The organism is uncultured Gemmiger sp., assembly GCA_944388105.1.
Lineage (GTDB): Bacteria > Bacillota > Clostridia > Oscillospirales > Ruminococcaceae > Gemmiger.
Window position 1 is genome coordinate 1 of the sequence record CALXHN010000015.1, and the last position, 26,736, is coordinate 26,736.

Here is a 26,736-nt window from a genome sequence, read left to right on the forward strand (position 1 = left end):
AAAGAAGGCGGTCCTGCAACAACCGCCCGCTTTATACCAGTTCCACCATCTCCGCGTCCGCCTTGCGAATGCTGAGCTCATATCCACGGATATTCAGTTCCATGGGGTCCCCCAGCGGCGCCACCTTGCGCACCAGGATCTGAACGCCTTTGGTCAGACCCATGTCCATGATGCGCCGGCGCACCGGACCTTCCCCGTGTACCTTGGCTACGGTGACGGTCTGCCCCACCTTGGCTTCTTTCAGCGTTTTCATTGTATTGCCTCCTCCATACAAATCTATGGCCAACGGCTTGCCCGTTCAGCTGACCAGAATGCGGTTTGCCATGGTCTTGTCCAGTGCCACCCGACTGTCCCTGACCTGCAGAATCAGGTTGCCGGACAACTGGCTGACAATCACGACCCGCGTGTCCAGCACAAAGCCCAGTTCGGCCAGGTGCTGACGCACATCATCCCGTCCGGTGATCTTCCGGATGGTGTAGCTTTCTCCGATTTTGCCCATGGTGATCGGCAGCAAATTGTTCCCCTTCTTTCTGTCCTGTGCTGGTATGGCCCCGGATAAACGATATCAGTTAGTTTTTACTAACTTTCGGATCATTTGCAGTTTATAACCACTAACCGGGAATGTCAATCCTTTTTCTTGCATTTCAGGTTAGTTTGTGCTAATGTTTTAAGTAAAGACCAATAAAGCGAGGCTTTTTTTATGAAGATTCACCAATCTGCAGAAGATTATCTGGAAAAAATTCTTATGATCCAGGAGCGGAAGGGCGAAGTCCACTCCATTGACATTGCCAATGAGCTGGGCTTTTCCAAGCCAAGTGTCAGCGTAGCCATGAAGAATCTGCGGCTGGCAGGTTATATTTCCATGGACGGTGCCGGCTGCATCACCCTGGAAGCACCGGGATACGAGATCGCCACCCGGATCTACCAGCGCCACAAGCTGCTGACCCGCATCCTCATGGCTTTGGGTGTGGATGAGGAGACCGCTGCAGAAGACGCCTGCAAGATCGAGCACGACCTGAGCCCCGAAACCTTCGACCGGCTGGCCGAATACGCCGAAAAGCATTTCCCCGAAGAATAATCTTTTTCCCAACGAAAACAAAACCGGCGCCCGCACGGAGAGTACACGGGCGCCGGTTTTGCTGATTCGGAAAGCCTTTTTCAAAAGATCGCAAATGGCTGTGTACGTTCTTTTTCAGGCTGGAAATAATCGAATTGGAAACAGTTGTCTGCACTACACCGCCACGGTAAGGCGGGTGGGGGTGAATCCGCTGCGGTAACAGCGCAGATACACCTCCGTGCATTTGCGGTATTGCGCAAAACGGGCACGCGCGGCATCCGGATCGCCGTATGCTTTCCAGTATCCCTTGCATGTATAATTTTTTCCCTTGTTCTGCACAAACCCGACCACGTCCTCCAGGGGATATCCCAGGAAAACACCGATCTCATGCGGGAATTCCGCTTCCGTGCACAGACGCGACGAAAGATGCGCCAGCTGGGATTCCAAAGGACCTGTGCCATACCCGGCCTCTGCCAGATAGGCCTGTACCTCTGTCCGCTGCAGGATCTCCCGCAGGCGATTGGCACGGTACACATAGATGAGAAAGGCGGAGGTCAGCGAACAGGCCTTGAGCACCTGAATCTTTACGCCCCTGGATGCCAGCTGGGAACGCCAGACCGCAAGGGTTTTATGCATGGAGGCCGCATCCGGCTCCACCCAGCGGAACAGATTGGCCGGTTTGATGCCGGCCATGACCGGCGCACACTGGGTAATGAAGGCCACGCCAAAATCTCTGCGCATAAAAATCACCTCCCGGTTTTGTTGGTCCGTCGGTTAGCTAAAGCTAACCAATAAGTCAAAAACAGCCCATCTCGCCTTTTTCGCCAGAAAGCGAAGGGCAGGATGGCGTCATCAGTTAGTCTTTTCTAACCGATGCAATGACTATATCACACTGCGGCTTTTCTGTCAAGCACTTTCTGCTCAATTTTTTTATACAGACCTGTTTGTATCCCTGCAAGGTCCGCTTTCCCGGTTCCAGTCTTTCCAATTTTTTCCTGCTATGATATACTAAAGGCACATCGTCAGCGCAGAATGATTCATCTTCAACACGGAGGAGGTGCGGCATGGATCATATTCTGTACGTCGAAATCAACCTGATCTGCATTTTGATTGTGGTGCTGGAAATCGTGCAGCTGGCGCGGGACATTGATAAGTCCCCCCGGGTACGACTTTTCACCGGTCTGATGTGCTGTGCCCTGCTGAGTTTTGGTTTTGACCTTGCCTGGGCCCTGCTGCATGCGGCCGGCGCGCCGGAACCCCTGAGCTGGACCGTCAACCAACTGTATTTCCTGGCTCTGAACCTGACCTCGGTTTTTTGGATGCTGTACGCCGAGACCTGTATGGAATCCTGCTGGCTGCAAAAGCGCAGCCTGTTCTGTCTTTCCCTGACGCCGGCCGCGGTCCTGCAGATCATCACCCTGGCAGGGCTGGTGTTTTACATCGGTCCGGAAGGATACCAGCGCGGCCCTTTGCACTGGTTCCAGGTGGCGGTCGCCTATCTCTACATCTTCTGGCCCGCCGGAAAGGCCTACATCAAATCCACCCAGCGGCGCTATTACGCCCATCGATCCGAATACCGGATGCTGGCGTCCTTTGTGCTGTTCCCATTGTTGTTCTCCGCCCTGCAGCTATTTTTGGGCGGCGATGCTCCTATGCTGTGCGTGGGCATCACCTTGTCCATCATCCTGCTGTACCAGAACCGGCAGGCGCGGCTGATCTCCCGGGACCCGCTGACCGGCCTGAACAACCGTACCCAGCTGATACAGTATCTTTCCGAGCACATCAAAAGCCACGACAAGACTTTGTATCTGCTGATGATGGACGCCAACCGGTTCAAGAACATCAACGACACCTACGGGCACACCGCCGGAGACCGGGCACTGGTGCAGATTGCCACAGCCCTGAAGAAATCGGTGCCGCCCCGGTTCCTGATTGCACGGTACGGCGGCGATGAATTCATTGTGGCCGGAGAGGCAGACAGCGAACCGGAGATCTGTCAGCTGCGGGACCGCATCATCCAGACCCTGGCACAAGAAAACGCGGCCAGCGGGGAGCCCTGGCACCTGTCCCTGTGTATCGGCTATGCGGCATACAGCGACAAGATGAACACCATCCCGGACCTGATCGAAGCCGCCGACCGGGAACTGTACAAAGCCAAAAGAAACCTGACCCACTAGCCCAATAAAACAGACAGCCCTCCGCCGGGAAGACCGGACGGAGGGCTGTCTGTTTTTTAGTCGGATTACAGCTGATGCTGTTCGATCCAGGTTTCCACTTCCCGGGCCAGATCGGTGAGGCTGCCGGGGGTGAAGGGGACTTTCATGCCCGCAGCCTCGGCCAGCTCCGCATAAGAAGCGGTGCCGGCCAGGCGGGTCAGCTTGAGGTAACGCTGCCAGGCATCCTGATGGTCATGCAGCGCTGCAATAAAGAACTGCAGGGCAATGACGGTGGCCAGACAGTAGTCGATGTAGTAGAAGGGGCACTCATAGATGTGCAGCTGGCGCTGCCAGCCCGCGCCCCGGCCGTAGAAAGGCAGGTCGCCGAACTCGTTCCAGGGACGGTACTTCTGTTCCAGCTTGAGCCATTCGGCATTGCGCTGTTCCGGGGTCAGGTCCGGATTCTGGTAGACAATATGCTGGAACTCGTCCACCATGCAGCCGTAGGGCAGGAATACGAAGCTGTCCTCGGCGTGATACAGTTCATACTTGTCGGTGTCGGGACCGAAGAAGAGATGATGCCAGGGTGCGGTGAGGAACTCCATGGACATGGAGTGGATCTCGGCGCTTTCCATGCCGGGACACTGCAGTTCCTGGGGGATCTCGGTGCGGGCGGCCAGATAGGCCTCCAGGGCGTGGCCGGCTTCATGGGTAAGCACATTCACATCTCCGGAAGTGCCGTTCCAGTTTGCAAAGATGAAGGGGGCTTTGTGGTCGGGGATGATTTCCTCATAGCCGCCGGTCATCTTGCCGGGACGGCTCATGACATCAAACATCTCGTTGTCCTGCATGAAGTCGATGAATTCCCCGGTGATAGGGCTCAGTTCATGGTACATCTTGCGGGCACCGGCCATGAGCTCCTCATAGGTGCCGTGGGGTGCCGGATTGCCGTCCGCAAAGCAGACACCGGAATCCCAGAACATGGGATGCTCGTTGCCGGTGCGCTTGGCACGCAGGTCCAGCATGCGGCGCAGCAGAGGCACCACCTGTTCTTCCACTTCCTTGCGGAAGGCGGCCACTTCCTTCTGTCCGTAACCGATGCGGTTCATGCGGACATAGCTCAGCTCGCTGTAATCCTTGTAGCCCAGAATGTGGGCCTGTTCGGTGCGATTCTTGACCAGCCGGTCATACAGATCGTCGAACTCGGCACGATGGGCATCAAAGTAGGAGGCTTCAGCCTCATAGGCAGCCCGACGCATGGCAGGGTCCAGGCTCTGCTTGTAGGGCGTCAGCTGGGGGATGGTCAGCTGCTTGCCGTCCAGTTCTACCAGGGCGCCGCCGTACAGACGCTGATAGGCGCTGGTCAGGGTGTTTTCTTCCTTCTGCAGGTCGATGACCCGCTCGTCCATGGACAGCACCCGGTTCTTCAGGGTGGGCAGAACGGTGGAACCGAAGGCTTTTTCCAGGGCGTCGGCGTGGGGATTGGACAGGATGGCCCGGGCGATTTCGGTCTCGGCATTGGCCACGGCAGGGCCGTTGGCATCAAACCAGTCCTGCTCGGCTGCCCAGGTCGTGTCACGGGTGTCCAGGGTATAATGGATATTGGCCAGCACCTGGGCGGTGCGGTAATGGGCCAGGAAGTCGTTTTCCTCCCGGTAAAGGTGGATCAGTTCTTCCCCGCTTTCGGCAGCGGCCAGACGGACAGCCAGACTCTTGCAGCCGGTAAGCACCGCCTCCAGATCCGGGCGCTGGTAAGGCATTTCAGAAAATTTCATGGGGTAAGGGTCTCCTTTCATGAGGTTTTGCGCTTGTCTTTTAGGATAACACACTTGCCACAAAAAGGAAAGCCGCTGCTTGCGTTTGACGGCGAAAAGAGGTAGTATAGAACCAGGTGAAAACCATACCTGAAAGGGAGATGTTTGCAATGACATATCAGGATATTGCAGCGCAGGCGCGCGGCCAGATGGGCCCCTGCAAAGCCTGTGCCGTATGCGACGGCCGTGCCTGCCGGGGGACCATTCCCGGCCCGGGCGCCAAGGGTGTGGGCGACTGCGCCATCCGCAACTATGCGGCCTGGCAGGCCGTTCATGTGAACATGGACACGCTGTGTGAGCCCGGTACGCCGGACACCAGCTGCACCATGTTGGGGCATACCTTCAAGGTCCCGGTGTTTGCGGGCCCCGTGGGTGCCGTGCAGCTGCACTACGGCACCAAGTATGATGACCTTGCCTACAATGATATTCTGGTCCCCGCCTGCCGGGATGCGGGCATTCTGGCCTTCACCGGCGACGGAACCAACCCTGCCGTGATGGAAGCCGCCTGCCGGGTCATCGGCGCCAATGCCGGGTTCGGTGTTCCCACCGTCAAGCCCTGGGATACCGCCACCGTGGCCAGAAAAATGGCCCTGGTCCGGGAATCCGGCGCCTTTGCGGCTGCCATGGACATTGATGCCGCCGGATTGCCTTTCCTGAAGAATCTGGACCCGCCCGCCGGCAGCAAGACGGTGGAGCAGCTGGGCGAGATCATCCGGGATGCGGGTGTTCCCTTTATCGTCAAGGGCATCATGACCGTCAAGGGGGCCGAAAAGGCCGTGCAGGCCGGCGCGACCGGCATTGTGGTCTCCAACCACGGCGGCCGTGTGCTGGACGGCACCCCCGCCACCGCCGAAGTCCTGCCGGAAATTGCCAAGGCCGTGAAGGGCCGTGCGCTGATCCTGGTGGATGGCGGCATCCGCACCGGTCTGGATGTGTTCCGCGCCCTGGCATTGGGTGCCGACGCGGTACTGATCGCGCGGCCTTTTGTCACCGCCGTGTACGGTGCCGGCGCCGAGGGCGTGAAGGCCTATGTGGACCAGCTGGCCGCCGAACTGGCCGACACCATGGCCATGTGCGGCGCCAAGACCCTGGCCGACATCACCCCGGATATGGTTCGGCTGTAACCGGTATAAAAAGCAAGAAGCCCCGGGCTGCATCTGCCAGAATGGCAGGCAGCCCGGGGCTTTGTTTTGGTGTTCAGTATCAGCGATGTGGTCGGAACCGCCGCAATACGGTTCCGGGACAGATTACTTTTCGTCGGATTCTTTCTTTTTCTGGCCGAAGCGGTACTCGGTGCCGTTGCGCAGGCGCTGGATATTGGACCGATGCATGTAAATGACCATGGCCGCCATGATGACGCTGCAGACAAAGATAAAGATCAGGTTGGGCACGTCCGCACCGTGCCAAGCCCAGAAGCAGAGCGTCAGGATGGGATACACCGCCGCAATGATGATGCTGCCCAGGGAAACGATGCGGGTGATGGCAAACTCAATGAGGAAGATCACCACCAGCATCAAAAACACCAGGGGCTGCAATGCCAGAATGGCGCCGCCGCAGACCAGCACCCCCTTGCCGCCCTTGAAGCCGAACCAGACCGGCTTCATGTGGCCGATACAGGCAAAGATGGCGGCCAGATAGGCCCCGCAGGCCGGGTCCAGCTGAGGCACCAGGGCGGTGAACAGCCATTTGCCGATGAACACCGCCACAGCACCTTTGGCCACATCGCCGATAGCGGTGGCCGCTCCGGGCAACTTGCCGTAGGTACGCAGCATGTTGGTCATGCCGGCGCTGCCACTGCCGTGGGTCCGCACATCATCACGGCAGAGCAGGCGGGAAATGAGGATTCCGAAAACGATGCTGCCCAACAGGTAGCCTTCCAGGGCCACCAGCACAACAGCTGCAATGAGATTGAGAGTCATGATTCCTTCCCCTTTCGCTTATCGGGCCGACCCGTCGCCGTGTTCACGCACAAGCATGCGCACCGGCGTGCCGGTCAGGCCGAAGTTCTCACGGATCTGGTTTTCGATATACCGCTGATACGAGAAGTGGAACAATGCCCGCTGGTTGACAAAGCAGACGAATGTGGGCGGGCGGGTGGAACTTTGGGTGATATAGAAGATCTTCAGGCGCTTGCCCTTGTCTGAAGGCGGCTGTACCCGCGCCGTGGCCCGGGCCAGCATCTCGTTGAGGGCGCCGGTGGGGATGCGGGTGCCGTTCTGCACATCCACATAGTGGATGGTCTCGAACAGCTTGTCAATGCGCTGGCCGGTCTTGGCGCTGATGAAGATGATGGGCGCGTAGGACATGAAGCTGAAGGATTCTTCCAGCTCCTTGCGCATGCGGTCCATGGTGTAGGTGTCCTTTTCCACCGCGTCCCACTTGTTCACCGCAATGATGCAGCCCTTGCCCTGTTCATGGGCGTAGCCCGCCACCTTGGAATCCTGTTCGGTAAAGCCCACGGTGGCGTCGATCATGATGACGCAGACCCGGCTGCGCTCCACCGCCGCCAGACTGCGCAGCACGCTGAAGCGTTCCACGCCGCTTTCCACCTTGCCCTTTTTGCGCAGGCCGGCGGTGTCGGTGAAGATGAACTTGCCGTACTGGTTTTCCACCTCGGTGTCGATGGCGTCCCGGGTGGTACCGGCCTCATTGGCCACGATCAGGCGGTCTTCGCCCAGGATGTGGTTGATGAGGCTGGACTTGCCCACGTTGGGGCGGCCGATGACGGCCACCGGAATGCGGTCCTCGTCCTCCTGCTCCTCCTCCGAGAAGTTCAGATGGGCGCAGACGGCGTCCAGCAGGTCGCCGGTGCCGTGGCCGTGCACGCCGGAAACGGGCACCAGTTCCCCCAGACCCAGGGCGTAGAAATCGTACAGCTCCATGGGCGGGTCGCCGATTTTATCACATTTGTTCACGGCCAGCACCACCGGCTTGCCGCTGCGCATGAGCATGGAAGCCACCTCGTGGTCCTGGGGTGTCACCCCGGCCCGCAGGTCGGTGACCATGACGATGCAGTCAGCGGAATCAATGGCCATCTGGGCCTGCTGACGCATGTGGGCCAGGATGCCGTCGTCAATGCTGGGTTCGATACCGCCGGTATCCACCAGCAGGAACCTGTGGCCGTTCCATTCGCAATCGCAGAAGATGCGGTCCCGGGTGACGCCGGGGGTATCCTCCACGATGGCGATGCGCTGGCCGGTGAGTTTGTTGAAGATGGTGGACTTGCCCACATTGGGGCGGCCCACGATGGCCACGATCGGTTTTGCCATGTGGTCATTCCTCCTTTGGCTTGTGAGGGGCGGATTTGAGCATCCGTACCCCCAGGTAGGCGCGGCAGCTGCCCGCGCCGTCGGTGGGGATCACCACCACCCGGCAGCCCAGGGCTTCGCCCAGCTGTTCGGGGGTGATATCGTCGAGGAAGCGGTCTTCCTCATCCTGCAGCATCACTTCGGGCACGGCCAGGATGTGTCCGCTGAGTTTGCCGCGGCATTGGTCGATGATGTCGGTGGCGGTAACCAGACCTGCCACGCTCACGTTGCCGCCGAAAAAGCGGTTTTCGATGGCGTGGACGGTAATGTGCACGCCGGGATAGCGGCGGTGGGTCTCCTGGGCCATCTGCTCGATGAGCGGGGCCGCCAGGGTGCCGGTAACCACGTCGATGCGGCGGGGCAGCACCAGACGCCGGGGCTTGGCCAGCTCCTCCAGGAAGGTGTCATGGTAGCGCCGCCACATGCCCACGCCGTCCTCCAGCTGGGCGAAATCGTCATAGAACTCGGTGGGCGGGATCTCCCGTCCGGCGGTGAGATACCACTCGTCGCTGGGATAGACGATGCTGCGGCCGTACTGCTCCCGGCAGCGGCGGCTGTACTCTTCCAGGATATCCAGGGTCTGGGCGGCGGTCTCAGCGTCGTAAGCAGTCAGTTTGAACAGCTTGTCCCGGTAATCGGTGATGCCCGCCGGCACCGCCGCGATGCTGCCCACATGGGGCCGCAGGGCCAGCAGGTCGTCCAAGGTGCGGCGCAGCTCATCCCCGTCATTGATGCCCCGGCAGAGCACCAGCTGACAGTTCATCTCGATGCCGCCCTTGGCGAACATGTCCAGATACCGGAGGGTATCGGCGGCTTTCTTGTTGGCCATCATCCGCACCCGCAAAGCGGGGTTGGTGGTGTGCACCGAAATGAAGATGGGGCTGATGTGCATCTTGATGATGCGCTCCACTTCCCTTTCGGAAAGGTTGGTCATGGTGATATAGTTGCCGTACAGGAAGGACAGGCGCTCGTCGTCATCCTTGAAATAGAGGGGCGCCCGCATGCCCGGGGGCAGCTGGTCGATGAAGCAGAACATGCAATGGTTATCGCAGCTGTGCTTTTCATCCGCCAGATAGGTCTTGAAGTTGCAGCCGAAGGGCTCGTACTGCTCCTTTTCCACCGGGATGTCCCGCTGCCGGCCGTCCTCACAGACGGTGAGGGTGAAGCGCTCGGAGGCGGTGTAGAACTGATAGTCCAGGGCATCGCACAACGGGTTGCCGTCGATGGCCGTCAGCAGACAGCCGGCGCCCAGGCCCAGACGCTGGGCCACAGAGTTTTCGTCCACGCTTTGAACGACCAGCGGCATGATCCTTTCCCCTTTCCATTCGCATCAGTAACAGTAGTATACCACGAAAATACGCAAAGAAAAAGAGGGGGCACTGGCCCCCTCCCCTGCTTTGAAAAAATCCGCTCAGGCTTCCTTGTTGACCTTAACGACTTCACGGCCTTTGTAGTAGCCGCACTTGCCACAAACCTGATGGGGCACCGTCAGCTCGCCGCACTGAGGACATTTCACCAGCGTAGGCGCTTCCAGCTTCCAGACATTGGAACGGCGCTTGTCGCGGCGGGCTTTGGACTGCTTTCTCTTAGGGACTGCCATTTTATCGCACCTCCTTGGTGAATTTCAACTAAGCAGTTGTTTTAATATGCTAAGCCTTGCATCCACAGGGGCGGCTTCGGCCGCCACTTGGCAGGCACAGCCTTCCGCTTTTCTTTTGCCGCAGATGGGGCATAGACCTTGGCAATCGGGGCTGCACAGCAGCACCCGCGGGACCTCGAAGATCAGTTCCTGATAGGCGAGTTCCCGCAAATCCAGTTGACCCTGGTCATCCAGAGGCAGCTCGAAGTCGATGTCATCGAGATCGCGCATACGCACCAGATATTCCCGGGTGAAGTCGTAAGATTCATGCACAGGCGCCAGACAGCGGGCACATTCGGCCTCAATACTGGCCTTGACGTGCAGCGTCATCACCGCGCCTTCCTGGGTGGGATGAGCGGTAAACGCACATTCCAGCGGGTCGGGCACACGGAAACCATCCCAGTCAGCTGCCGAGAGATCGGCGGAAAACTGCGTTGTATAGGGGGTTTTCGCGCTTTGCAGAAAGTTCCGTATATCGAATTGCATACTTCACCTCAAAAGGTCGCTTATCTAGTATACACAAGGAAGGGGGGCTTGTCAACCAAAATCTGCAAAAAACCGCAAGAAATTGTTTTTGGGCCTTTCCCTGCCACAAGAAAAGGGGCGGTGCCCCGAAAGGACCGCCCCTGCCGCACTGCGGTTTACAGATACTTTTTGATGCCTTCGGGCAGATCTTCCACGTTGGCGGAAACGGTGACAACCACTTCCACGTTGTTGGCGGTGATCTTGTCGATTTCGGCCAGGACCTTGGTGGCCTGCTCCATGTCGTGGTCCACGACCTTCAGGATGCCGTCGATGAACAGCTCGGTGATATCGTAGTTGCCGGCCAGAACGCCTGCAACAAAGCCGTAGAACATCTCGGCGCCCTTGATGTCATACTCGTCCACATCCAGCAGACGGGCCTTGTGGTTGATCTCGGTGGTGAGCTTCATGGACTTTTCAATAACGACGATGTTGCCGGCCGAAGTGCGGGTGGCCTGGTCGATCATGTCGATGAGGGTCTTGGTCTTGCCGGAGCCTTTGGCGCCTACGATGAGTTTGATCATAAGAGTGTGCCTCCTTAAAAGTAGTCGGGGAAACTATCCTCAGCCGTTGAGCTTGGCTTCCAGCTCAGCCTTCTGGGCTTCGTAGCCGGGTTTGCCCAACAGAGCGAACATATTCTTTTTGTAGCTTTCCACGCCGGGCTGGTCGAAGGGGTTGACCGACAGCAGGTAGCCGGACACGGCGCAGGCCTTCCAGAAGAAGTAGATCAGGGCGCCCACGTTGTAGGCATCCAGGCTGTCCACTTCAATCACACCCAGCGGCACGCCGCCGTCGGTGTGGGCCAGGATGGTGCCTTCCATGGCCTTGCGGTTGACAACCGACATGTTCTGGTTGGCCAGGAAGTTCAGGCCGTCGAAGTTGCCTTCCAGTTCGGGGATGAAGAAGTCCTCCCGGGTGTTCTTGATATCCACATAGGTCTCGAACATCACCCGGCTGCCGTCCTGCAGGAACTGGCCCATGGAGTGCAGATCGGTGGAGAAGATGCAGGAAGTGGGCATCAGGCCCTTCTGGTCCTTGCCTTCGCTCTCGCCGAACAGCTGCTTGTACCATTCGTTCATCATGGTGAAGTCCGGCTCAAACGCAGCCAGAGTCTCCACCTTCTTGCCCTTGCGGTACAGGATGTTGCGGGTCATGGCGTAACGATAGGCATCGTTGTCCATGCTGCAGACACTGAACTGCTCCCGGGCATCAGCAGCGCCCTTCATCAGGGCATCAATATCGATACCGGCACAGGCAATGGGCAGCAGGCCCACGGCGGTGAGCACCGAGTAACGGCCGCCCACGTCGTCGGGGACCACGAAGGTGGGCCAGCCCTGGGCGTCGGCCAGCTGCTTCAGAGTGCCGCGGGCACGGTCAGTGGTGGCGTAGATGCGCTTGTTGGCTTCCTCAGCACCAACGGAATCTTCCAGCAGCTTGCGCAGCACACGGAAAGCCAGAGCGGTCTCGGTGGTGGTGCCGGACTTGGAGATGACGTTGATGGAGAAGCGCTTGCCCTTGGTCATGCGGATGATGTCGTTCAGGGCCGTGGGAGAGATGGTATTGCCGCAGAAATAAATCTTCAGGCCGTCTTCGGTCTCGTTGTGGAACTGGCCCTTGACGGCCTCCACCACAGCGCGGGCGCCCAGATAGGAACCGCCGATGCCAGCGACCAGCAGCACATCGGAGTCAGAGCGGATCTTCTCCGCCGCCTGCTTGATGCGGGCAAACTCCTCTTTGTCATAATTGACAGGCAGGTCGAGCCAACCCAAGAAGTCATTGCCTGCGCCGGATTTCGTCTCCAGCTGGCGGTGGGCGAGCTCGACCTGCGGAAAGATAGCGTCATATTCTTCAGGACGGATAAATTTTGCCAGATGTTTGCCATTGTATTTGACACTCATCGTTAGCTCCTCCTTTGATTGTTAGTAATTCCATGATACCGTTTCGCAGCGGCCTTGTCAAGCTTTGACGGCGCTGCTTTTCATTGCTTTTGCACAAAATTTTCGCCTTGCGGAATCAGGGACTGGGCAAGCCTGCCAAGGCAGAAGCCAAAACTGCGCGCCGCTACGTCACCCGCGGCCACAATGGGACAGGAAGCCAGCTCGGTGCCGTTGTTGAGAATTTTGATGGTGCCGAGCGTTTGTCCGGCGCTGACCGGTGCCTGCACCGCCGAAGGCAGCGTGATCTGGGACGTGAGTTCCCCCACCTGATCCTTGGGCATCAGGTAGCTGCCGGGAGCGGTATACTCCAGTTCCACCAGTTCTGTGGTCCCCCCTTCCACCGGCAGGTTTTGGGGGGTATCCTCCGGCAGGGTGGCGGCCATACTCTCGTAATTCACAAAGCCGTAATCCAGCAGGGCGGTAGCCGCGTTGAAACGGTCCTGACTGGAAGGCGATCCCAGCACCACCGCGATCAAGCGCAGGTTGCCCCGCTGGGCACTGGCACTGATGCACACCCCCGCCTTGCCGGTCGTGCCCGTTTTCAGGCCGGTGATCCCGTTATAGTTTTTGAGCAGTTTGTTGGTGTTGATGAGCTGGGTGGTGCCGTTCCGCAGGTAATCCATCCAGATCATGCAGTAATCCTCCACCTCCGTGTGATGGAGCAGCATCTCCCGGCTCATAATCGCCACATCCCGGGCGGTGGAAAGGTGCCCGTCAGTATCCAGGCCGCAGGCATTTTCAAAGTGGGTGTTGGTCATGCCCAGTTCGGCGGCCTTCTCATTCATCATGGCCACAAAGGCAGGCTCGCTGCCGCCCACATACTCGGCCACCGCCACGGCAGCATCATTGGCGCTGGAGATGCAGATGGCCTTGAGCATGTCATCAAGGGTCATCTGTTCCCCGGGTTCCAGCCAGATCTGGCTGCCGCCCATGCTGTAGGCATGTTCGGACACGGGGACATAGTCGTCCAGGGAAATTCTGCCGGCTTCCAGTGCCTCAAAAGTCAGCAGCAGGGTCATCACTTTGGTGATGGATGCAATGGGCCGCTGCTCGTCGGCATTTTTTTCGTACAGGACGGTGCCGGAGTCCTCATCAATCAGAATGGCCGCCTGACAGGGCACATCAAAATCCGCCGCGGTCGCGGGCTCGATATCCTGCGCCCAGGCTGACGGAACCGCTGCCAGACACAAGGTCAGGCACAACACCAGGCACACAAGCCGTTTTTTCATGCGGAAGCCTCCCCTTTTGCAAAACTCTTGCCCCATCCTATGCGGCACGGCGCCGGAATATGGCTGCTTGTGCTTTCGGCCGTTTGCCTTTATAATAGTAGAATCAGATTTTTTAGAGCAAAAGGATGGACCGAACTATGCGCGTCAGCTTTTATACCCTTGGCTGCAAAGTCAACCAGAACGAGACCGGTGCCCTGGCCCAGCTGTTTGAGGCCAGCGGCTACACCGTGGTCGAGACCGGCGAGGCCGCCGACGTGTATGTGGTCAACAGCTGCACGGTGACCAACTTCGGCGACCAGAAGAGCCGCAAATGGCTGCGCCGCCAGAAGCGGGAGCATCCCGGCGCGGTGACCGTTCTCACCGGGTGCTACCCCCAGGCTTTTCCGGAGGAGGCAGCAGCCATTGCGGAGGCGGACGTGGTCACCGGGTCGGGTAACCGCCATGCCATTCTGCAGGCGGTGCAGAAGGTGCTGGACGGCACCGCCGAGCGGGTGGTGGACATCCGTCCCCACGAAAAGGGGGAAAAATTCGAGGAGCTGCCCATGGACCGCTTTGCGGAACACACCCGGGCTTTTGTGAAGGTGGAGGACGGCTGCAACCGCCGCTGCGCCTACTGTGTCATTCCCCGGGCCCGGGGTCCGGTGCGCAGTCGGGCAGAAAGCAGCATTCTGGAGGAGCTGCGCCGTCTGGTGCAGACCGGCTACCGGGAAGTGGTTCTGACAGCCATCAGTCTGCCCAGCTACGGCACCGACACCGGCACCGGACTGGCGGAGCTGGTGGAACATGCGGCGGCAGTTCCGGGCATTGACCGCATCCGTCTGGGCAGTCTGGACCCGGACATGCTCACCGACGAGGATATCCGCCGTCTGGCCGCCGTGCCCCAGCTCTGCCCCCAGTTTCACCTGAGCCTGCAGAGCGGCTGCGACAAGACCTTGCGGGCCATGCGCCGCCCCTACACCACCGCCCAGTATGCCCAGGTAGTGCGCAAGCTGCGGGAAGCCTTCGGCGCCGAAGAACTGAGCCTGACCACCGACGTGATCGTGGGCTTTCCCGGAGAGACGGAGGAGGACTTTGAAAAGAGCATGGAGTTTGTCACAGCCCAGCGCTTTCTGAAGGTGCACGTTTTCCCCTACTCCCGTCGTTCGGGCACACCGGCCTATGATTTCCCGGACCAGATTCCCGAGCACGAGAAGGAGGCCCGCAGCCGCCGCATGAGTGAGGCCGTGGAGGCCGTGCGGGCCCAGGAAGCGGCCGCCATGCAGGGACGCAAAGCCGAAGTGCTGCTGGAAACGCCCCTGTCCGCCACCCTCTTCACCGGATACACCAAGCAGTATCTGCCGGTGGCGGTCACCGCGCCCGGGCACAAAAGTGGAGACATCGTGACCGTGACCCTGGGAGAATGGGACGGGCAGCGCAGCAAAGCCGCGGCCGAAGAGTGAACCATCCGACTGTACAATTATTTTCAGGCAGAGGCGTACCGCACGTCTCTGCCTTTTTTATTGGCCAAAGGGCGCCCAAAAAAGAACGTCTCCTGTCAATTTGGTGTTTTCCCCCGCAAATTTGTGTTTTCCCCTTGCCAAACGCGGCGGTTCTTGGTAATATTTTAACAGGAGCCACATGTTCTATAAAATTGCGGGAAAAGGCGTATTTTTCCGTGCGCTCCCAAAATGCGTATTAAGGAGAGTAAAGCGCAATGAGAGGCATTTATACCCCTGTCACCGACATTCGGCGCAAAGTCTTTACCGAAGTTGCCCGGATGGCCTACGAAGTTACCGATAAGCAGGACATCGACTATCTGATGCGGGAACTTCCGTATGAGATCATCCCCGGCGAGGAACGCTCGCTGCGCAGCAGCATCTTCCTGGAGAGAGCCATCGTGTCCGAACGTATCCGTCTGGCCATGGGTCTGTCCCTGCGTCCTCTGGATGAGAGTGTCTCGGCCAGCGAAGGTCTGGACAACATCATCACGGCGGACAAGTACTATGAACCGCCCCTGATCAACGTCATCAAGTACGCCTGCAACAAGTGCCCCGAAAAGCTCATCAAGGTCACGTCCCTGTGCCAGGGATGTCTGGCACATCCCTGCCAGGAAGTCTGCCCCAAGAAGGCCATCAGCTTCCGCAACGGCAAGAGCCACATCGACCAGAGCCTGTGCGTCAAGTGCGGCCGCTGTGTGGCCACCTGCCCCTACAACGCCATCGTGCGTGTGGAGCGTCCCTGCGCCAAGGCCTGCGGCATGGATGCCATTCACTCCGACGCTTACGGCCGTGCGGAGATTGATTACAACAAATGCGTGAGCTGCGGCATGTGCCTGGTGAACTGCCCCTTCGGCGCCATTGTGGACAAGGGCCAGATCTTCCAGCTGATCCAGTCCATCAAGCGCGGCGACCGTGTCATCGCCATCGTCGCCCCCGCTTTTGTCAACCAGTTCCCCGGCGTCACCCCTGCCAAGCTGCGGGAGGCCATGAAGCTGCTGGGCTTTGCCGGCATCTCCGAGGTTGCCATCGGCGCCGACCTGTGCACCATTGATGAGGCCAAGGACTTCATGGAAGAAGTTCCCGCCAAGCATCCCTTCATGGGCACCTCCTGCTGCCCCGCCTGGAGCGTGATGGCCAAGAAGCTCTTCCCCGAATATGCCGACTGCATCAGTATGACCATGACGCCCATGGTGCTGACCGCCCGCCTGATCAAGAAGGACGACAAGAACGCCCGCATCTGCTTCATCGGCCCCTGCGCCGCCAAGAAGCTGGAAGCCAGCCGCCGTTCCGTGCGCAGTGAAGTGGACTTCGTGCTGACCTTCGAGGAACTGATGGGCCTGTTTGAAGCCAAGGAGATTGACTTCAGCTCCCTGCCCGACGATCCCACTGACAACTTCGACGAAGCCAGCGGCGACGGCCGTGGGTTCGCGGTTTCCGGCGGCGTGGCCCAGGCTGTGGTCAATGTCATCAAGAAGCTGGACCCCACCCGCGAAGTCAAGGTTGCTTCGGCCCAGGGTCTGGCGGATTGCCGCAAGATGATGATGATGGCCAAGGCCGGCAAGTACAACGGATACCTGCTGGAAGGCATGGGCTGCCCCGGCGGCTGCATTGCCGGCGCCGGCACCCTGGCCGACCCTGCCCGCAGCGCCGCCATGCTGGCCAAGTACAAGGCTCAGGCGCCCATGTCCAACCCGCTGGACACCCCGTACCGCGAGAATCTGGAAGCACTGAAGTACTGATAGTTCGCCTTTACGGAACCTGACAGACAAGAAAGAGCCCCCGCACCGTTCGGTGCGGGGGCTCTTTGATTTATGTTTACTTGTGGTACTTCATACCGGCATTGATGGTACAGGCCCGGTAGAGCTGTTCGGTCAGCACCAGACGGGCCAGCTGATGGGGCAAGGTGATGCGTCCCAGAGAGATCCGCGCCTGGGCCGCCGCCTTGACCTGGGGAGAGAGACCATGGGAGGAGCCGATAAGGAACGCCATGTCCCCCGCTCCGCTGTTGGCACGGTCCGCAATCATGGCGGCCAGGTCCTCGCTGGAAATCTGACGGCCCTCCACGCACAAAGCCACTACATAGGCCCCTTTGCGCACCGCCGCCAGCATGGCTTTGCCTTCCTTGTCCAGCGCCTTTTCAATCAGGGCCGGACTGGGATTACGGTCGGACACCGGTGCTTCCGGCAGTTCGACAATGCGGAAATGACAGAATCCGCCCAGCCGTTTCTGGTACTCGGCCACACCCGCCGCAAAATACGCGGCATTGAGCTTTCCGACGCAGATCAGATCGATGTTTTGCATGGGACAGACCTCAGAATTCTATGTAGGTAGAAACTTCATTGCGGCTCTGGGCCTGGATCAGCACATCCCGTCCGGGCTGGATGCCTGCACTGAGCAGCACATTGTAGACGGTGGTCAGCGCCAGTTCCGGTGTATTGTTGGTCTGGCTCAGATGGCACAGCGCGAACTTTTTGCAGCCATCCTGGATCAGATCCAGCACCGCAGCGGCACAGGCACGGTTGTCCAGATGTCCCCGGTCACTGGCAATGCGGACCTTGAGATAATACGGATACGGCCCGCCATGGAGGCTGAAGGCATCATAGTTGGCTTCCAGCGCCACCAGGCTGCACCCGGCCAGGTTTTCGGCCACCACCGGGGTCAGTTCACCCAGGTCAGTGGCCAGGGCCATGGTATGGCCGTCCGGCGTACGGATGCGGTAACCGCAGCAGGGCACGTCATGGCTGGTGGGAAAAGACTTTACGGTGAAACCGCCGATCTCTTCCGTCCGCCCGTCCATGGCCACCGCGTCGATGGCCGGCGGCAAAGTGCCCCGGGATTCCAGCATGTCCAGCGTGGCCGCGCTGGAAAAGACCGGCACATTGTAATGCTTGAGGAAGGTTTCCAGGCCGGCCACATGGTCGGCGTGTTCATGGGTGATGAGGATGCCTTCGCAGTCCGAGACGGCCAGCCCCAGGCTGGACAGCGCCTTCAGGGTGGTGCGGCAGCTCTTGCCCATGTCAATAAGAAGGTAACGGCCCTGGTGGACCACCAGGGCGCAGTTACCGGAAGAACCGGAATATAGAGTTGTGAACAAAGCCATGGACGCAACCTCGTCACATGGCGCGGGTGACAGTATTCACCGGCGTTTCCACACGGCGGATATCTGCCCCCAAAGCCTGCAGTTTTTCCACGATATTTTCGTATCCCCGTTCAATATGGGCGGTTTCATCGATCTCGCTCACGCCGTCGGCAGCCAGAGCGGCCATCACCATGGCAGCGCCGGCACGCAGGTCCAGCGCCCGCAAAGGAGCCGGACTCAGTTTCTTGACGCCCTCGATCACCGCCACCTGACCATCCACCTGAATGTTGGCACCCATCCGGATAAGCTCGTCCACATAACGGAAACGGTTTTCCCAGATGCCTTCGGTGACGATGGAAGTTCCCTCTGCCAGGGTCAGCAGCACGGTCATCAGCGGCTGCATATCCGTGGGGAAGCCGGGATGGGGCATGGTCTTGATTTTCAGGGGCTTCAGGGGGCCGGTGCGGCGGACGCGCATGGAGTCATCATACTCGGCCACTTCACAGCCGGCAGCCCGCAGCTTGGCGGTGATGGGTTCCATATGCTTGGGGATCACATTGTGCAGCAGCACGTCACCCTTGGTGATGGCGGCAGCCACCATGTAGCTGCCGGCTTCGATCTGGTCGGGAATGATGGAGTAATTGCATCCGTGCAGCTTTTTCACGCCGCGGATCTTGATCACATCCGTACCGGCACCGTGGATGTCGGCCCCCATCATGTTCAGGCAGTTGGCCAGGTCCACAATGTGGGGTTCACGGGCCACATTTTCCAGCACCGTCTGGCCGTCGGCCATGGCAGCCGCCAGCATGGCGTTCATGGTGGCCCCCACCGAGACGGTATCAAAGAAGATATGCGCCCCGGTCAGGTGTTCCGACCGCACCCGGATCTGGCCGTATTCCACCGAGTCCTCCGCCCCCAGGGCAGTGAACGCCTTGAGGTGCTGATCAATGGGGCGGGGCCCCAGGTTGCACCCGCCGGGCATGGCTACCTGGCCGGCACCGAACCGTCCCAGCAGGGCGCCCAGGAAATAATAGCTGGCCCGCATCTGCCGCGACAGCTCGTTGGAGACTTCGGTGCAGTTGATATGGGTGGTATCGATCTCGTAGGTATTTTTGCTGATCATACGGATGCCGGCGCCCAGCTCGCTCAAAATCTGCAGGGAAGCCATGACATCACTGATGCAGGGAAGATTTTCAATCAGGCATTTGTCCGCCGCCAGAATGGTGGCGGGCAGAATGGCAACGGCTGCGTTTTTGGCGCCGCCGATGACCACATCACCCGAAAGGGCGTTGCCCCCGCGAATCACAAACTTTTCCAAGTGGTTACTCTCCTTTGAGTTTCCGCCTGCGGTCTGCGGCGCACAGGTATCGCACCCGCGCCCAATGACAGGACCGCATTGTTATTTTTATTATACACCTTGCCGCACTGTTTGAAAAGTGTCGGCCTTATTATTTGCAGGGATTTGGTAAAAACACAGGGCCTGGCAAATTTTCTTTAGGCAGGGTGACGGCGTTACATATTACCAAAGAAGTTTCTTGCGCTGACCAATGTGCCGTTCTGGTACATTTCAAAATGGCAGTGGTTGCCGGTAGAGTTGCCGGTGGAGCCCACATAGCCGATCACCTGTCCGCGCTGTACCGCCTGTCCGACGGAGCAGCCCAGGGCCGACATGTGACCATACAGGGTCCGCCAGCCGTTGCCATGGTCGATGATGACATAGTTGCCGTAGCTGTAATGATACCCGGCCGTGACGACCACACCGGAATCGGCGGCATAGATGGGCGTTCCGTAGGGGGCGCAGATATCGGCGCCCTTGTGGTAGGAGCTCATCCAGCGGCTGACGTAGGTGTAACCGGGCACCGGCCACATCCATTCGCCCGAACCGTATGCGGCGGTCATGCCGCTCTTCAAACGGGTTCCCTTGACCACATACTCGGTCACAGGTTCTTTCAGGGTCTCCACCTTGACGATGTTGGTGGCGGTGACGGCACCATCCACATACACCACATCCTGGGTCAGTTCCTGGATGCCGTTTTCACCGGGGCTGGTGACCACCGTTTCGCCGAAGTCGTATTCGTCGCTTTCACTGGTGGAAGTCTCATAAGGCACATCCACGGTGTAGGTCTGCCGTTCAATGACTTCCACTTTCAGCAGTTCGGGAGAGGACACACCGGTGATCAGCTGCTGCCCCTCCTGCAAGGTCTCGTCCAGACCGGTGAGGTCCGGGTTGAGGGCTGCCAGAGAATCCCAGGAGACGCCGGTGGCGTCCACCACATTCTGCACCGTTTCATCGGCCGCGGCGGTGTAGGTCACGGGACCGCCGCCCTCATTCATGGCAGAGATCACATCTCTGTAGGACATGACGGAATCCAGCAGATAGATGCCGTCCACCAGGGTGATGTCATGTACAAAGCTGACCCGGCGATTGGGGTCAGAGGTATCTTCATAGGGCTGCTTCACACTTTCCAGGTATGCCCGCAGGTGGTCGCCTTCATTGATGACGAATCTCAGCTTCCCATCCACATAGACGGCGGTTCCCTCCCCGATCTCATCGCTGGAGGCTCCCAGAATGGCGTTGGCCACTTCACTTTCGGTCATGGTCTCACCGTTGATGGCCAGAGTGTAGGTCGGGGAAATGTTCCACTGGCTGTCAGACCCTGTGTCCCCGGCGGTCTGCATCATGCTCTTGGCGGTATCGATACGGCCCTGCACATCATCACGGGCGTTCTCGAATACCTGTTCATTGGCCACATAGCCCACCGACTCCCCGTCCACAATGACGTTGAGCACATAGTCATACCCAAGGCCGGTCTTGACCACATAGAAAAGCCCCACAGCCGCCGCCACCGGCAGCAGATAGGACAAGGCATTCAGTACGACCGGGAAATACCGCCGTGCACCGCGCCGGAAATATTTCATCTTCTCCTTGCGGATCTGACGGGCGCTTTCATCGGGCAGGGCTTCTTCCAGTTCACCGATGTGTTTCAGGCCGGAGTGCATCCGCCGGAAGGGTTCGGTGAGGTCTTCCAGCAGGGTGATGAACCCCAGCAGGAACGGGCGTGCAATGGTCAGGATCAGCTGGCCGGCATGCAAGGCCACCACGCGGACGGTTTTTTCCACGCCGCGAACGGCGCAGATCATGGCATATTCCACCCAGAAACCGATGAGGTACAGCGCATTGCCGATGATGGTGGCATGGGGCAGGCGCCGCAGCATACCGGCCATGCGGGCACGGCGGGCTTTCTTTTTGGTGGTGCGGTGCCAGGACCGGACCGTCAGCCGGCAGCGAAGGTTATCCAGCCAGAGGGCCAGTTTACCGGGGCCGCGCCGCTTTTTGCGGCGGCCGGATTGCTGGCTCCCGGGTTTTTCGTCAAGTTGCGAAGGCTTCAAAACAGAACTCCTTTCCGCGCCGGGAAGCGCGTACACAGGGAAATGCAAATGGTAATGGTCAGGCTTCCCCCGCTCCGGGATCGGTCAGCGGAAGAGCCCGCAGGGTCTCCTGCAGTGCCTCCCCGCAGGGAAGGCCGCAGGTGCGGCAGGCCACCGTAAAATCTGTCGGGGGCAGACTTTCAAACCGGTGGGGCGTGCCGAAGGGCGGTTCGGCAAAGGCCAGCACAGCGCAGTGCAGGGCATGGCGGTGCAGCAGAGTCTCTGCACCGCCGTACAGGGAATCCCCCGCCAGCGGGTGGCCGATATACGCCATATGCACCCGGATCTGATGGGTGCGTCCGGTGCGGGGCAGACAGGCCACCAGACTGTGGCCGCCCCCTGCTGCCAGCACCAGATAATCGGTGCGGCTGGGCTTGCCGTCGGCGCGCACGCACCGCCCGATGATGGAATCACCCCGCCGGCCCAGAGGCGCATCAATGCTGCCGGGGCCGGGAGGAAGTTCCCCCTGGACCAGGGCCAGATAGCATTTGCGGGCGGAATCCGCCAGCCCCGGTGCCGCATAGGCATTCTGTGCCAGCAGCATCAGACCGCTGGTATTTTTGTCCAGCCGGTTGGTGGGCCGGAACACCCCCGTGCGGCCGCTGCGCTGCAGATGATACAGCCAGCCGTTTGCCAGTGTACCATCCGTATGGTTCAGGGTCGGGTGCACGGCCAGACCGGCGGGCTTGTCCACCACGGCGGCAAAATCACTTTCGTATACCAGGGTAAAGGGAACCGGCTGCGGCGTGACCGAAGTAGACGGCTCCGGCGGCAGGTCAAACCGGATGGTCTGGCCCGCATGCACGGGCTGGTCGGTATGCAGCGGCGCGTCGTCGGCAAAAAAGCCGCGGCCCTGGTGCTTGACCGCCTTGATGCAGGAGGCACTGACGCCCGCCTGACGCAAAAATACGCCCAGACGCCGGCCTTCCGCCTGCGGCGGCACCACAAACACCAATGACTGCAAGACGCAGACTGCCCCCTTCCCCATACTTATACGGTTGCCATTATAGCATAAAGCGACGTCTGTTGCAAACCGCTTGCCAAAATTTCAGCGATGTGGTATATTTTAACTCAACGAGTGGAACATACGACGGCGGGGCGGCGTTGGCGACAGCGACCGTCCTGAGGAAAGTCCGGGCTTCTCAGAGGCATGACAACTGCTAACGGCAGCCGGGGGTGACCCCAGGGAAAGTGCAACAGAAATAGACCGCCGCCTTTTGGGCGGTAAGGATGGAAAGGCGAGGTAAGAGCTCACCAGCGCACTGGCGACTTTGCGGCTATGTAAACCCTGTCAGAAGCAACATCCGTATGGGACATATGTGGAAGCCTCGCACGTCCCGGAGATGGCATGACGCCTGCGACCACGTGCCACAGGCGCGGAGCCTTGCGGTGACGCAAGGTCAAGATAGATCGTCGTTTGATACAGAACCCGGCTTACGGTCCAGTCGTTGCAAAAACCGCGCCCGCCAGGAAGGGAGACCTTCCGGCGGGCGCGGTTTTCATTTGATTCAGAGCAAAGGAATGAGCAGCAGCAGAATGACCCCGGGCAGGCCCAGCACGGCAGCCACAAATCCGGTAAAAGCATTCAGCGGCAGGGTCACGCCGGTATAGGGGGACAGCAGCGCCACCGCCGCCAGCCCCGACAACCCGCAGAGCGCACCTGCCAGCACACTGCGCACCGGATGCCGCCCCGCTGCGGCCGCGCGGGCCACTGCCAACAGGCATCCGCCCCCCACAGCCCACATCAGCGGCGACAAGAGGACTCACCTCCCCGCAGGTCCCGCAAAAGCGCCCGACAGCGGCATTCCAGGGCTGCATGCTCATAGATCAGCTGTTCCACCGCAAACCGGTCCTGCGCTTCCTGAAAAGCCGCTTCGTTGGCCCGCAGATCCCGGTATGTCCGGCGCAATGCGGCGACAGCGGCCGCGCGGGCCTTGCGCGCCGCCCGTTCCCGGTTGCTGTCCGGCAGAAAAAATCCCATGGCCTCCCTCCTTCCCCGCTTCAGAGCAGGATGCAGATCAGGCCGTCGCAGCCTTCATTGATGATGCGTTCCAGGGTGGTCTGCAGCCGGGACCGGGCAGCCTGGGGCATGTGCAGAAGCTTGGCCTGCAGGCCTTCGTTGACCAGCTCGTTCAGGCTCTTGCCGAAAATATTGGTGCTCCACAGCTTGCCGGGATCACTTTCAAAATCCTTGAGCAGGTTGCGGATGAGTTCTTCCCCCTGTTCCTCACTGCCCACGGTGGGCGAAAGTTCGGTGTGGATGACCGCCCGCATGATGTGCAGGGAAGGCGCACTGGCCGACAGGCGCACCCCGTACTGCCCGCCCTGGCGCACGATCTCGGGCTCTTCCAGCTTGAGCTCATCCAGCCCCGGCATGACAATGCCGTAGCCGGTGGCTTCCACCTGGGCCAGGGCCCCCTTGAGCTTCTCATAAGCCCGTTTGGCCCGGGCCAGATCCACGATGCAGGGCAGAAGGCTGGCTTCATCCACAATGTCCAGGCCGGTCTGCTCCCCAAGGATCTTGTAAAAGATATCCTGGGCGATCCCCAGGCGCAGGTGCACCGTGCCGGTGGCCAGGTCCATGCCGATGAGGGTGGCTTCGGTGCTGTATTCGCAGTCGATCTGCAGGTTGCGGCGGCTCACGTCCCCCATCTTGCGGGCCTTGGAGGCCATTTCCAACAAGGCACCGTAGACCGCGCTCTGCAGCCAGTGGCCGGGTTCCAGCATGGTGACCCAGGGCGGCATGGTCACCGCGATCTCCCGGATGGGGAATTCATACAGCAGCTTCTGCAGCACTTCGTCCAGCTTTTCGGCGGTGACTTCCAGGCAGTTGATGGGCACCACCGTGCGGCCGTACTGCTCCTGCAGCTCCTCCGCCAGGGCGCGGCTGGCCTCGCTGTCCGGGTCGGTGCAGTTGAGCAGAATCAGATAGGGCCGGCCGCTCTCTTCCAGTTCCTGCATGATCCGGCGTTCGGCGTCCACATAGGCCTGCCGCGGAAGATCGGCGATGGAACCGTCGGTGGTGACGGCCAGACCGATGGTGGAATGTTCCCGGATGACCCGCCGGGTACCGGTCTCGGCGGCCAGATCAAAGGGCACGGCAGCGTCGAACCAGGGGCTTTTGACCAGCCGGGGTTCGCCGTTTTCCTCATGGCCGAGGGCGCCGTCCACCATGTAGCCCACGCAGTCGATGAGCCGTGCACGGAAACTGCCCCCGCCGGAAAGTTCGATCTCCACCGCCTGTTCGGGAATGAATTTGGGTTCGGTGGTCATGATGGTGCGTCCGGCAGCGGACTGGGGCAGTTCATCGGTGGCGCGGGCGCGCTGGGCGTCCTGCTTGATATGCGGCAGCAGCATGAGCTCCGCAAACCGCTTGATGAAACTGCTCTTGCCGCTGCGCACCGGCCCCACAACACCGATGTAGATATCGCCGCCGGTGCGTCGGGCCATATTCTGGTAGATCTGTTCCTGGGTCACAGGAGGGTCCCCCTTTCAAAGTTACAGAGCCGCCGGGATCAGCAGACAAGCGGCCTGGGTGGTGGTTTCCTGACCAGCTTCGGTCAGGTCGTTGGCGGCGGCCAGGTCCCGGGCCCGGGCATGGTAGCGCTTGGCAATGTCAAAGATGCGCTCCCCCGCCTGGGCGTAGTAGAGATAGAGCGCCGGACCTTCCGCTTTGTCGGGGTATTCCTCCCCCAGCTCCACCGTCTGGACCACTTCCCGGCTCTGCACATACAACAGCTGTCCGTGGACGGACACCTCCACCTCCACCCGCATGCGGTCTCCGCTGCGGCTGCTGGACACCCGCAGGACACTGACCCCGGCATGCACCACAAAGTCCGCGGCCTGACCGGACCAGGTATCCGGCATCTGCCAGGTAAAGGGCTTGTCATAACAGGTCATTTCTCCCCGGGCGTCAGCGCAAAGCACATGGGCAACCCCACGGCCGGTCAGGCGGACCGCGCCAGGGTCGCCTTCCGCTTCCACGGCCTGGGCACCGCCCAGGGTGACAAAGCAGCCGCGCACCACGGCTTCCGGGTCGGGCAGGGTATCCTCCACACTGACCGACAGGGTGGTATCCAGGTCGGCGGCCTTTTGCAGCAGGCGGCAGGGACTGGTGGTGACCTCGGTCTGGCAGAGGGTAGAGTAAGCATCCGCCACGGCGGTGTATTCCACAGCACGCCAGATTTCGGCGTGCAGCTTCCAGGTCACGGTGAGCAGGGGTTCGTCCCCGGGATTATCCCCGGCAGCCAGGGTGGAGGAAAGGATCTCGGCCCAGCAGCAGCACATGTCCCCTTCCGCGGCGCCTTCCATATCCACCGTCTGGCGCACCGGCAGTTCCTTCTGACGCACCGACAGTTCTTCCTCCCCTTCGGCACGGTAGACCGCTTCCAGCCGCAGGATGCCCTGACAGCTGATCTGGCCGGTCTGCACCGTACAGCCCTGGGGCAGATAGCAGCCACCGATATCCAGGATGGCTTCCCCGGTACCGGGCAGCGGGAAGGTGGTTTCGGCGGTGCAGGCTTTTTCCACAGCGGCCACAGGGGCCGTACCGCACAGGGTCTGGGTGCGCTGCTCAATGCCGCAATCTGCCAGGGAGGTCAGCAGTTCCCGCTCCTCCAATTGCAGAGCCGCCACGCAAAGGGTGTAGGCCCCCCGAAGATCGATGCGGTGCTCGCTGATAGCGCGGCAGTTGCAGTATTCCACCTCGCCCCACAGTCGGGCCGGACCGGAGGCATACCGGCCGGCGGGAAGTTCCACCGATTTTTCAAAGGAAAATTTCTGCTCGGTGCGCCACAGCCGTGCACCGGTCTCGTCCGACTGGTAGAAGACGGTGCACCGCAGATACCCGTCTCCCTGCCAGCGGGACCCGGTCAGGTCGTTGTGCATGACCACCGGTTCAATGAGGCACTTGACGATCTTGAACACGGCGGGCAGGTAGTCCGGGATCAGGATCTCGGTCTCCACCGGCAGTTCCAGCCGCGTCTCCCATCGCCCGCCATAGGCGGTGATGGTGTTGTTGAACACCTTCAGTTCCATCATGTATGTCCTCCCTTGTGTTGCTTTGGGCTTTCTTGTGCAACTATATGC

General features: G+C 60.0%; 26 protein-coding genes and 1 other RNA gene. 6 read left to right on the forward strand and 21 right to left on the reverse strand.

The genetic code is table 11. The annotated features are described in order from the left end of the window. Window positions 1-31: 31 nt before the first annotated feature. Together Q0K17_RS03215 and Q0K17_RS03220 are read right to left on the reverse strand one after the other, a co-directional pair. Entirely contained in the window at window positions 32-253 is a 222-nt protein-coding gene (locus tag Q0K17_RS03215) for a FeoA domain-containing protein (RefSeq protein ID WP_294539900.1), read from the reverse strand. A 45-nt stretch (window positions 254-298) separates the two neighbouring features. Beyond that, the gene (locus tag Q0K17_RS03220; protein ID WP_294539901.1) at window positions 299-514 is read right to left on the reverse strand and encodes a FeoA family protein; all 216 of its coding nucleotides are present in this window, start codon (window positions 512-514) and stop codon (window positions 299-301) included. Window positions 515-700: 186 nt separating this feature from the next. Between Q0K17_RS03220 and Q0K17_RS03225 the strand changes: the two genes are divergently transcribed. Next, window positions 701-1,078: a metal-dependent transcriptional regulator gene (locus Q0K17_RS03225; RefSeq protein ID WP_294539902.1), complete on the forward strand. Its 378-nt coding sequence runs from the start codon at window positions 701-703 to the stop codon at window positions 1,076-1,078. Window positions 1,079-1,231: 153 nt separating this feature from the next. Here the strand turns inward: Q0K17_RS03225 and Q0K17_RS03230 are convergent, their stop codons facing one another. Then, the gene (locus tag Q0K17_RS03230) at window positions 1,232-1,798 is read right to left on the reverse strand and encodes a DUF3793 family protein (RefSeq protein WP_294539903.1); all 567 of its coding nucleotides are present in this window, start codon (window positions 1,796-1,798) and stop codon (window positions 1,232-1,234) included. A 323-nt stretch (window positions 1,799-2,121) separates the two neighbouring features. Between Q0K17_RS03230 and Q0K17_RS03235 the strand changes: the two genes are divergently transcribed. Then, window positions 2,122-3,234, forward strand: coding sequence for a GGDEF domain-containing protein (locus Q0K17_RS03235; RefSeq protein WP_294539904.1), 1,113 nt, complete (start codon window positions 2,122-2,124; stop codon window positions 3,232-3,234). A gap of 65 nt (window positions 3,235-3,299) precedes the next feature. On the opposite strand, the gene Q0K17_RS03240 is transcribed toward Q0K17_RS03235, so the two are convergent. Then, window positions 3,300-4,988, reverse strand: a complete 1,689-nt coding sequence (locus Q0K17_RS03240; RefSeq protein WP_294539905.1) for a M3 family oligoendopeptidase — start codon at window positions 4,986-4,988, stop codon at window positions 3,300-3,302. 149 nt (window positions 4,989-5,137) lie between these two features. Between Q0K17_RS03240 and Q0K17_RS03245 the strand changes: the two genes are divergently transcribed. Beyond that, window positions 5,138-6,151 carry an alpha-hydroxy-acid oxidizing protein gene (locus Q0K17_RS03245; RefSeq protein WP_294539906.1) on the forward strand — a complete coding sequence of 338 codons (1,014 nt, stop codon included), beginning with the start codon at window positions 5,138-5,140 and terminating at the stop codon, window positions 6,149-6,151. 123 nt (window positions 6,152-6,274) lie between these two features. On the opposite strand, the gene plsY is transcribed toward Q0K17_RS03245, so the two are convergent. The 8 genes from plsY to Q0K17_RS03285 form a co-directional block, all read right to left on the reverse strand. Further along, window positions 6,275-6,946, reverse strand: coding sequence for a glycerol-3-phosphate 1-O-acyltransferase PlsY (plsY, locus tag Q0K17_RS03250; protein ID WP_294539907.1), 672 nt, complete (start codon window positions 6,944-6,946; stop codon window positions 6,275-6,277). 18 nt (window positions 6,947-6,964) lie between these two features. Beyond that, entirely contained in the window at window positions 6,965-8,296 is a 1,332-nt protein-coding gene (gene der, locus Q0K17_RS03255; protein ID WP_294539908.1) for a ribosome biogenesis GTPase Der, read from the reverse strand. A gap of 4 nt (window positions 8,297-8,300) precedes the next feature. Next, window positions 8,301-9,641: a DUF512 domain-containing protein gene (locus Q0K17_RS03260; RefSeq protein ID WP_294539910.1), complete on the reverse strand. Its 1,341-nt coding sequence runs from the start codon at window positions 9,639-9,641 to the stop codon at window positions 8,301-8,303. 105 nt (window positions 9,642-9,746) lie between these two features. Beyond that, window positions 9,747-9,935 (reverse strand): 50S ribosomal protein L32, encoded by a 189-nt coding sequence (rpmF, locus tag Q0K17_RS03265; RefSeq protein WP_204645733.1) that lies wholly within the window; start codon window positions 9,933-9,935, stop codon window positions 9,747-9,749. Window positions 9,936-9,959: 24 nt separating this feature from the next. Further along, complete coding sequence (locus Q0K17_RS03270) at window positions 9,960-10,460, reverse strand: YceD family protein (RefSeq protein ID WP_294539913.1); 501 nt, start codon at window positions 10,458-10,460, stop codon at window positions 9,960-9,962. A 155-nt stretch (window positions 10,461-10,615) separates the two neighbouring features. Continuing rightward, complete coding sequence (locus tag Q0K17_RS03275) at window positions 10,616-11,020, reverse strand: hypothetical protein (protein WP_204645737.1); 405 nt, start codon at window positions 11,018-11,020, stop codon at window positions 10,616-10,618. Window positions 11,021-11,059: 39 nt separating this feature from the next. Next, complete coding sequence (locus tag Q0K17_RS03280) at window positions 11,060-12,394, reverse strand: glucose-6-phosphate isomerase (RefSeq protein ID WP_294539916.1); 1,335 nt, start codon at window positions 12,392-12,394, stop codon at window positions 11,060-11,062. A gap of 80 nt (window positions 12,395-12,474) precedes the next feature. After that, window positions 12,475-13,662: a D-alanyl-D-alanine carboxypeptidase family protein gene (locus tag Q0K17_RS03285; RefSeq protein ID WP_294539917.1), complete on the reverse strand. Its 1,188-nt coding sequence runs from the start codon at window positions 13,660-13,662 to the stop codon at window positions 12,475-12,477. Window positions 13,663-13,799: 137 nt separating this feature from the next. Here Q0K17_RS03285 and mtaB point away from each other — a divergent pair, with 137 nt between their 5' ends. Together mtaB and Q0K17_RS03295 are read left to right on the forward strand one after the other, a co-directional pair. Beyond that, a complete protein-coding gene (mtaB, locus tag Q0K17_RS03290; RefSeq protein ID WP_294539919.1) occupies window positions 13,800-15,101 on the forward strand; it encodes a tRNA (N(6)-L-threonylcarbamoyladenosine(37)-C(2))-methylthiotransferase MtaB in 1,302 nt (433 codons plus the stop codon). Window positions 15,102-15,355: 254 nt separating this feature from the next. Continuing rightward, entirely contained in the window at window positions 15,356-16,879 is a 1,524-nt protein-coding gene (locus Q0K17_RS03295) for a 4Fe-4S dicluster domain-containing protein (protein ID WP_294539922.1), read from the forward strand. 76 nt (window positions 16,880-16,955) lie between these two features. Here the strand turns inward: Q0K17_RS03295 and Q0K17_RS03300 are convergent, their stop codons facing one another. The 5 genes from Q0K17_RS03300 to Q0K17_RS03320 form a co-directional block, all read right to left on the reverse strand. Continuing rightward, window positions 16,956-17,441, reverse strand: coding sequence for a 23S rRNA (pseudouridine(1915)-N(3))-methyltransferase RlmH (locus tag Q0K17_RS03300; protein WP_294539924.1), 486 nt, complete (start codon window positions 17,439-17,441; stop codon window positions 16,956-16,958). A gap of 10 nt (window positions 17,442-17,451) precedes the next feature. Next, on the reverse strand, window positions 17,452-18,240 hold the full coding sequence (locus Q0K17_RS03305; protein ID WP_294539926.1) for an MBL fold metallo-hydrolase: 789 nt from the start codon (window positions 18,238-18,240) through the stop codon (window positions 17,452-17,454). A gap of 13 nt (window positions 18,241-18,253) precedes the next feature. Next, window positions 18,254-19,537, reverse strand: a complete 1,284-nt coding sequence (locus Q0K17_RS03310) for a UDP-N-acetylglucosamine 1-carboxyvinyltransferase (protein ID WP_294539927.1) — start codon at window positions 19,535-19,537, stop codon at window positions 18,254-18,256. A gap of 194 nt (window positions 19,538-19,731) precedes the next feature. Then, window positions 19,732-21,609 carry a M23 family metallopeptidase gene (locus Q0K17_RS03315; RefSeq protein ID WP_294539929.1) on the reverse strand — a complete coding sequence of 626 codons (1,878 nt, stop codon included), beginning with the start codon at window positions 21,607-21,609 and terminating at the stop codon, window positions 19,732-19,734. 58 nt (window positions 21,610-21,667) lie between these two features. Then, window positions 21,668-22,612: an RluA family pseudouridine synthase gene (locus Q0K17_RS03320; protein ID WP_294539931.1), complete on the reverse strand. Its 945-nt coding sequence runs from the start codon at window positions 22,610-22,612 to the stop codon at window positions 21,668-21,670. A gap of 111 nt (window positions 22,613-22,723) precedes the next feature. Here Q0K17_RS03320 and rnpB point away from each other — a divergent pair. Continuing rightward, an RNA gene (rnpB, locus tag Q0K17_RS03325) (RNase P RNA component class A) lies at window positions 22,724-23,100 on the forward strand. Window positions 23,101-23,156: 56 nt separating this feature from the next. On the opposite strand, the gene Q0K17_RS03330 is transcribed toward rnpB, so the two are convergent. The 4 genes from Q0K17_RS03330 to Q0K17_RS03345 are packed head-to-tail and all read right to left on the reverse strand — an operon-like array spanning window position 23,157 to window position 26,688. Next, on the reverse strand, window positions 23,157-23,405 hold the full coding sequence (locus Q0K17_RS03330; RefSeq protein WP_294539932.1) for a pro-sigmaK processing inhibitor BofA family protein: 249 nt from the start codon (window positions 23,403-23,405) through the stop codon (window positions 23,157-23,159). Then, entirely contained in the window at window positions 23,393-23,629 is a 237-nt protein-coding gene (locus tag Q0K17_RS03335) for a hypothetical protein (RefSeq protein WP_294539933.1), read from the reverse strand. Before Q0K17_RS03335 ends, Q0K17_RS03330 begins: the two co-directional genes overlap by 13 nt. Window positions 23,630-23,649: 20 nt before the next feature. Continuing rightward, window positions 23,650-25,125 (reverse strand): stage IV sporulation protein A, encoded by a 1,476-nt coding sequence (gene spoIVA / locus Q0K17_RS03340; RefSeq protein WP_294539934.1) that lies wholly within the window; start codon window positions 25,123-25,125, stop codon window positions 23,650-23,652. A gap of 21 nt (window positions 25,126-25,146) precedes the next feature. Then, window positions 25,147-26,688: a DUF3794 domain-containing protein gene (locus Q0K17_RS03345; protein WP_294539935.1), complete on the reverse strand. Its 1,542-nt coding sequence runs from the start codon at window positions 26,686-26,688 to the stop codon at window positions 25,147-25,149. Between the last annotated feature and the right edge of the window lie 48 nt (window positions 26,689-26,736).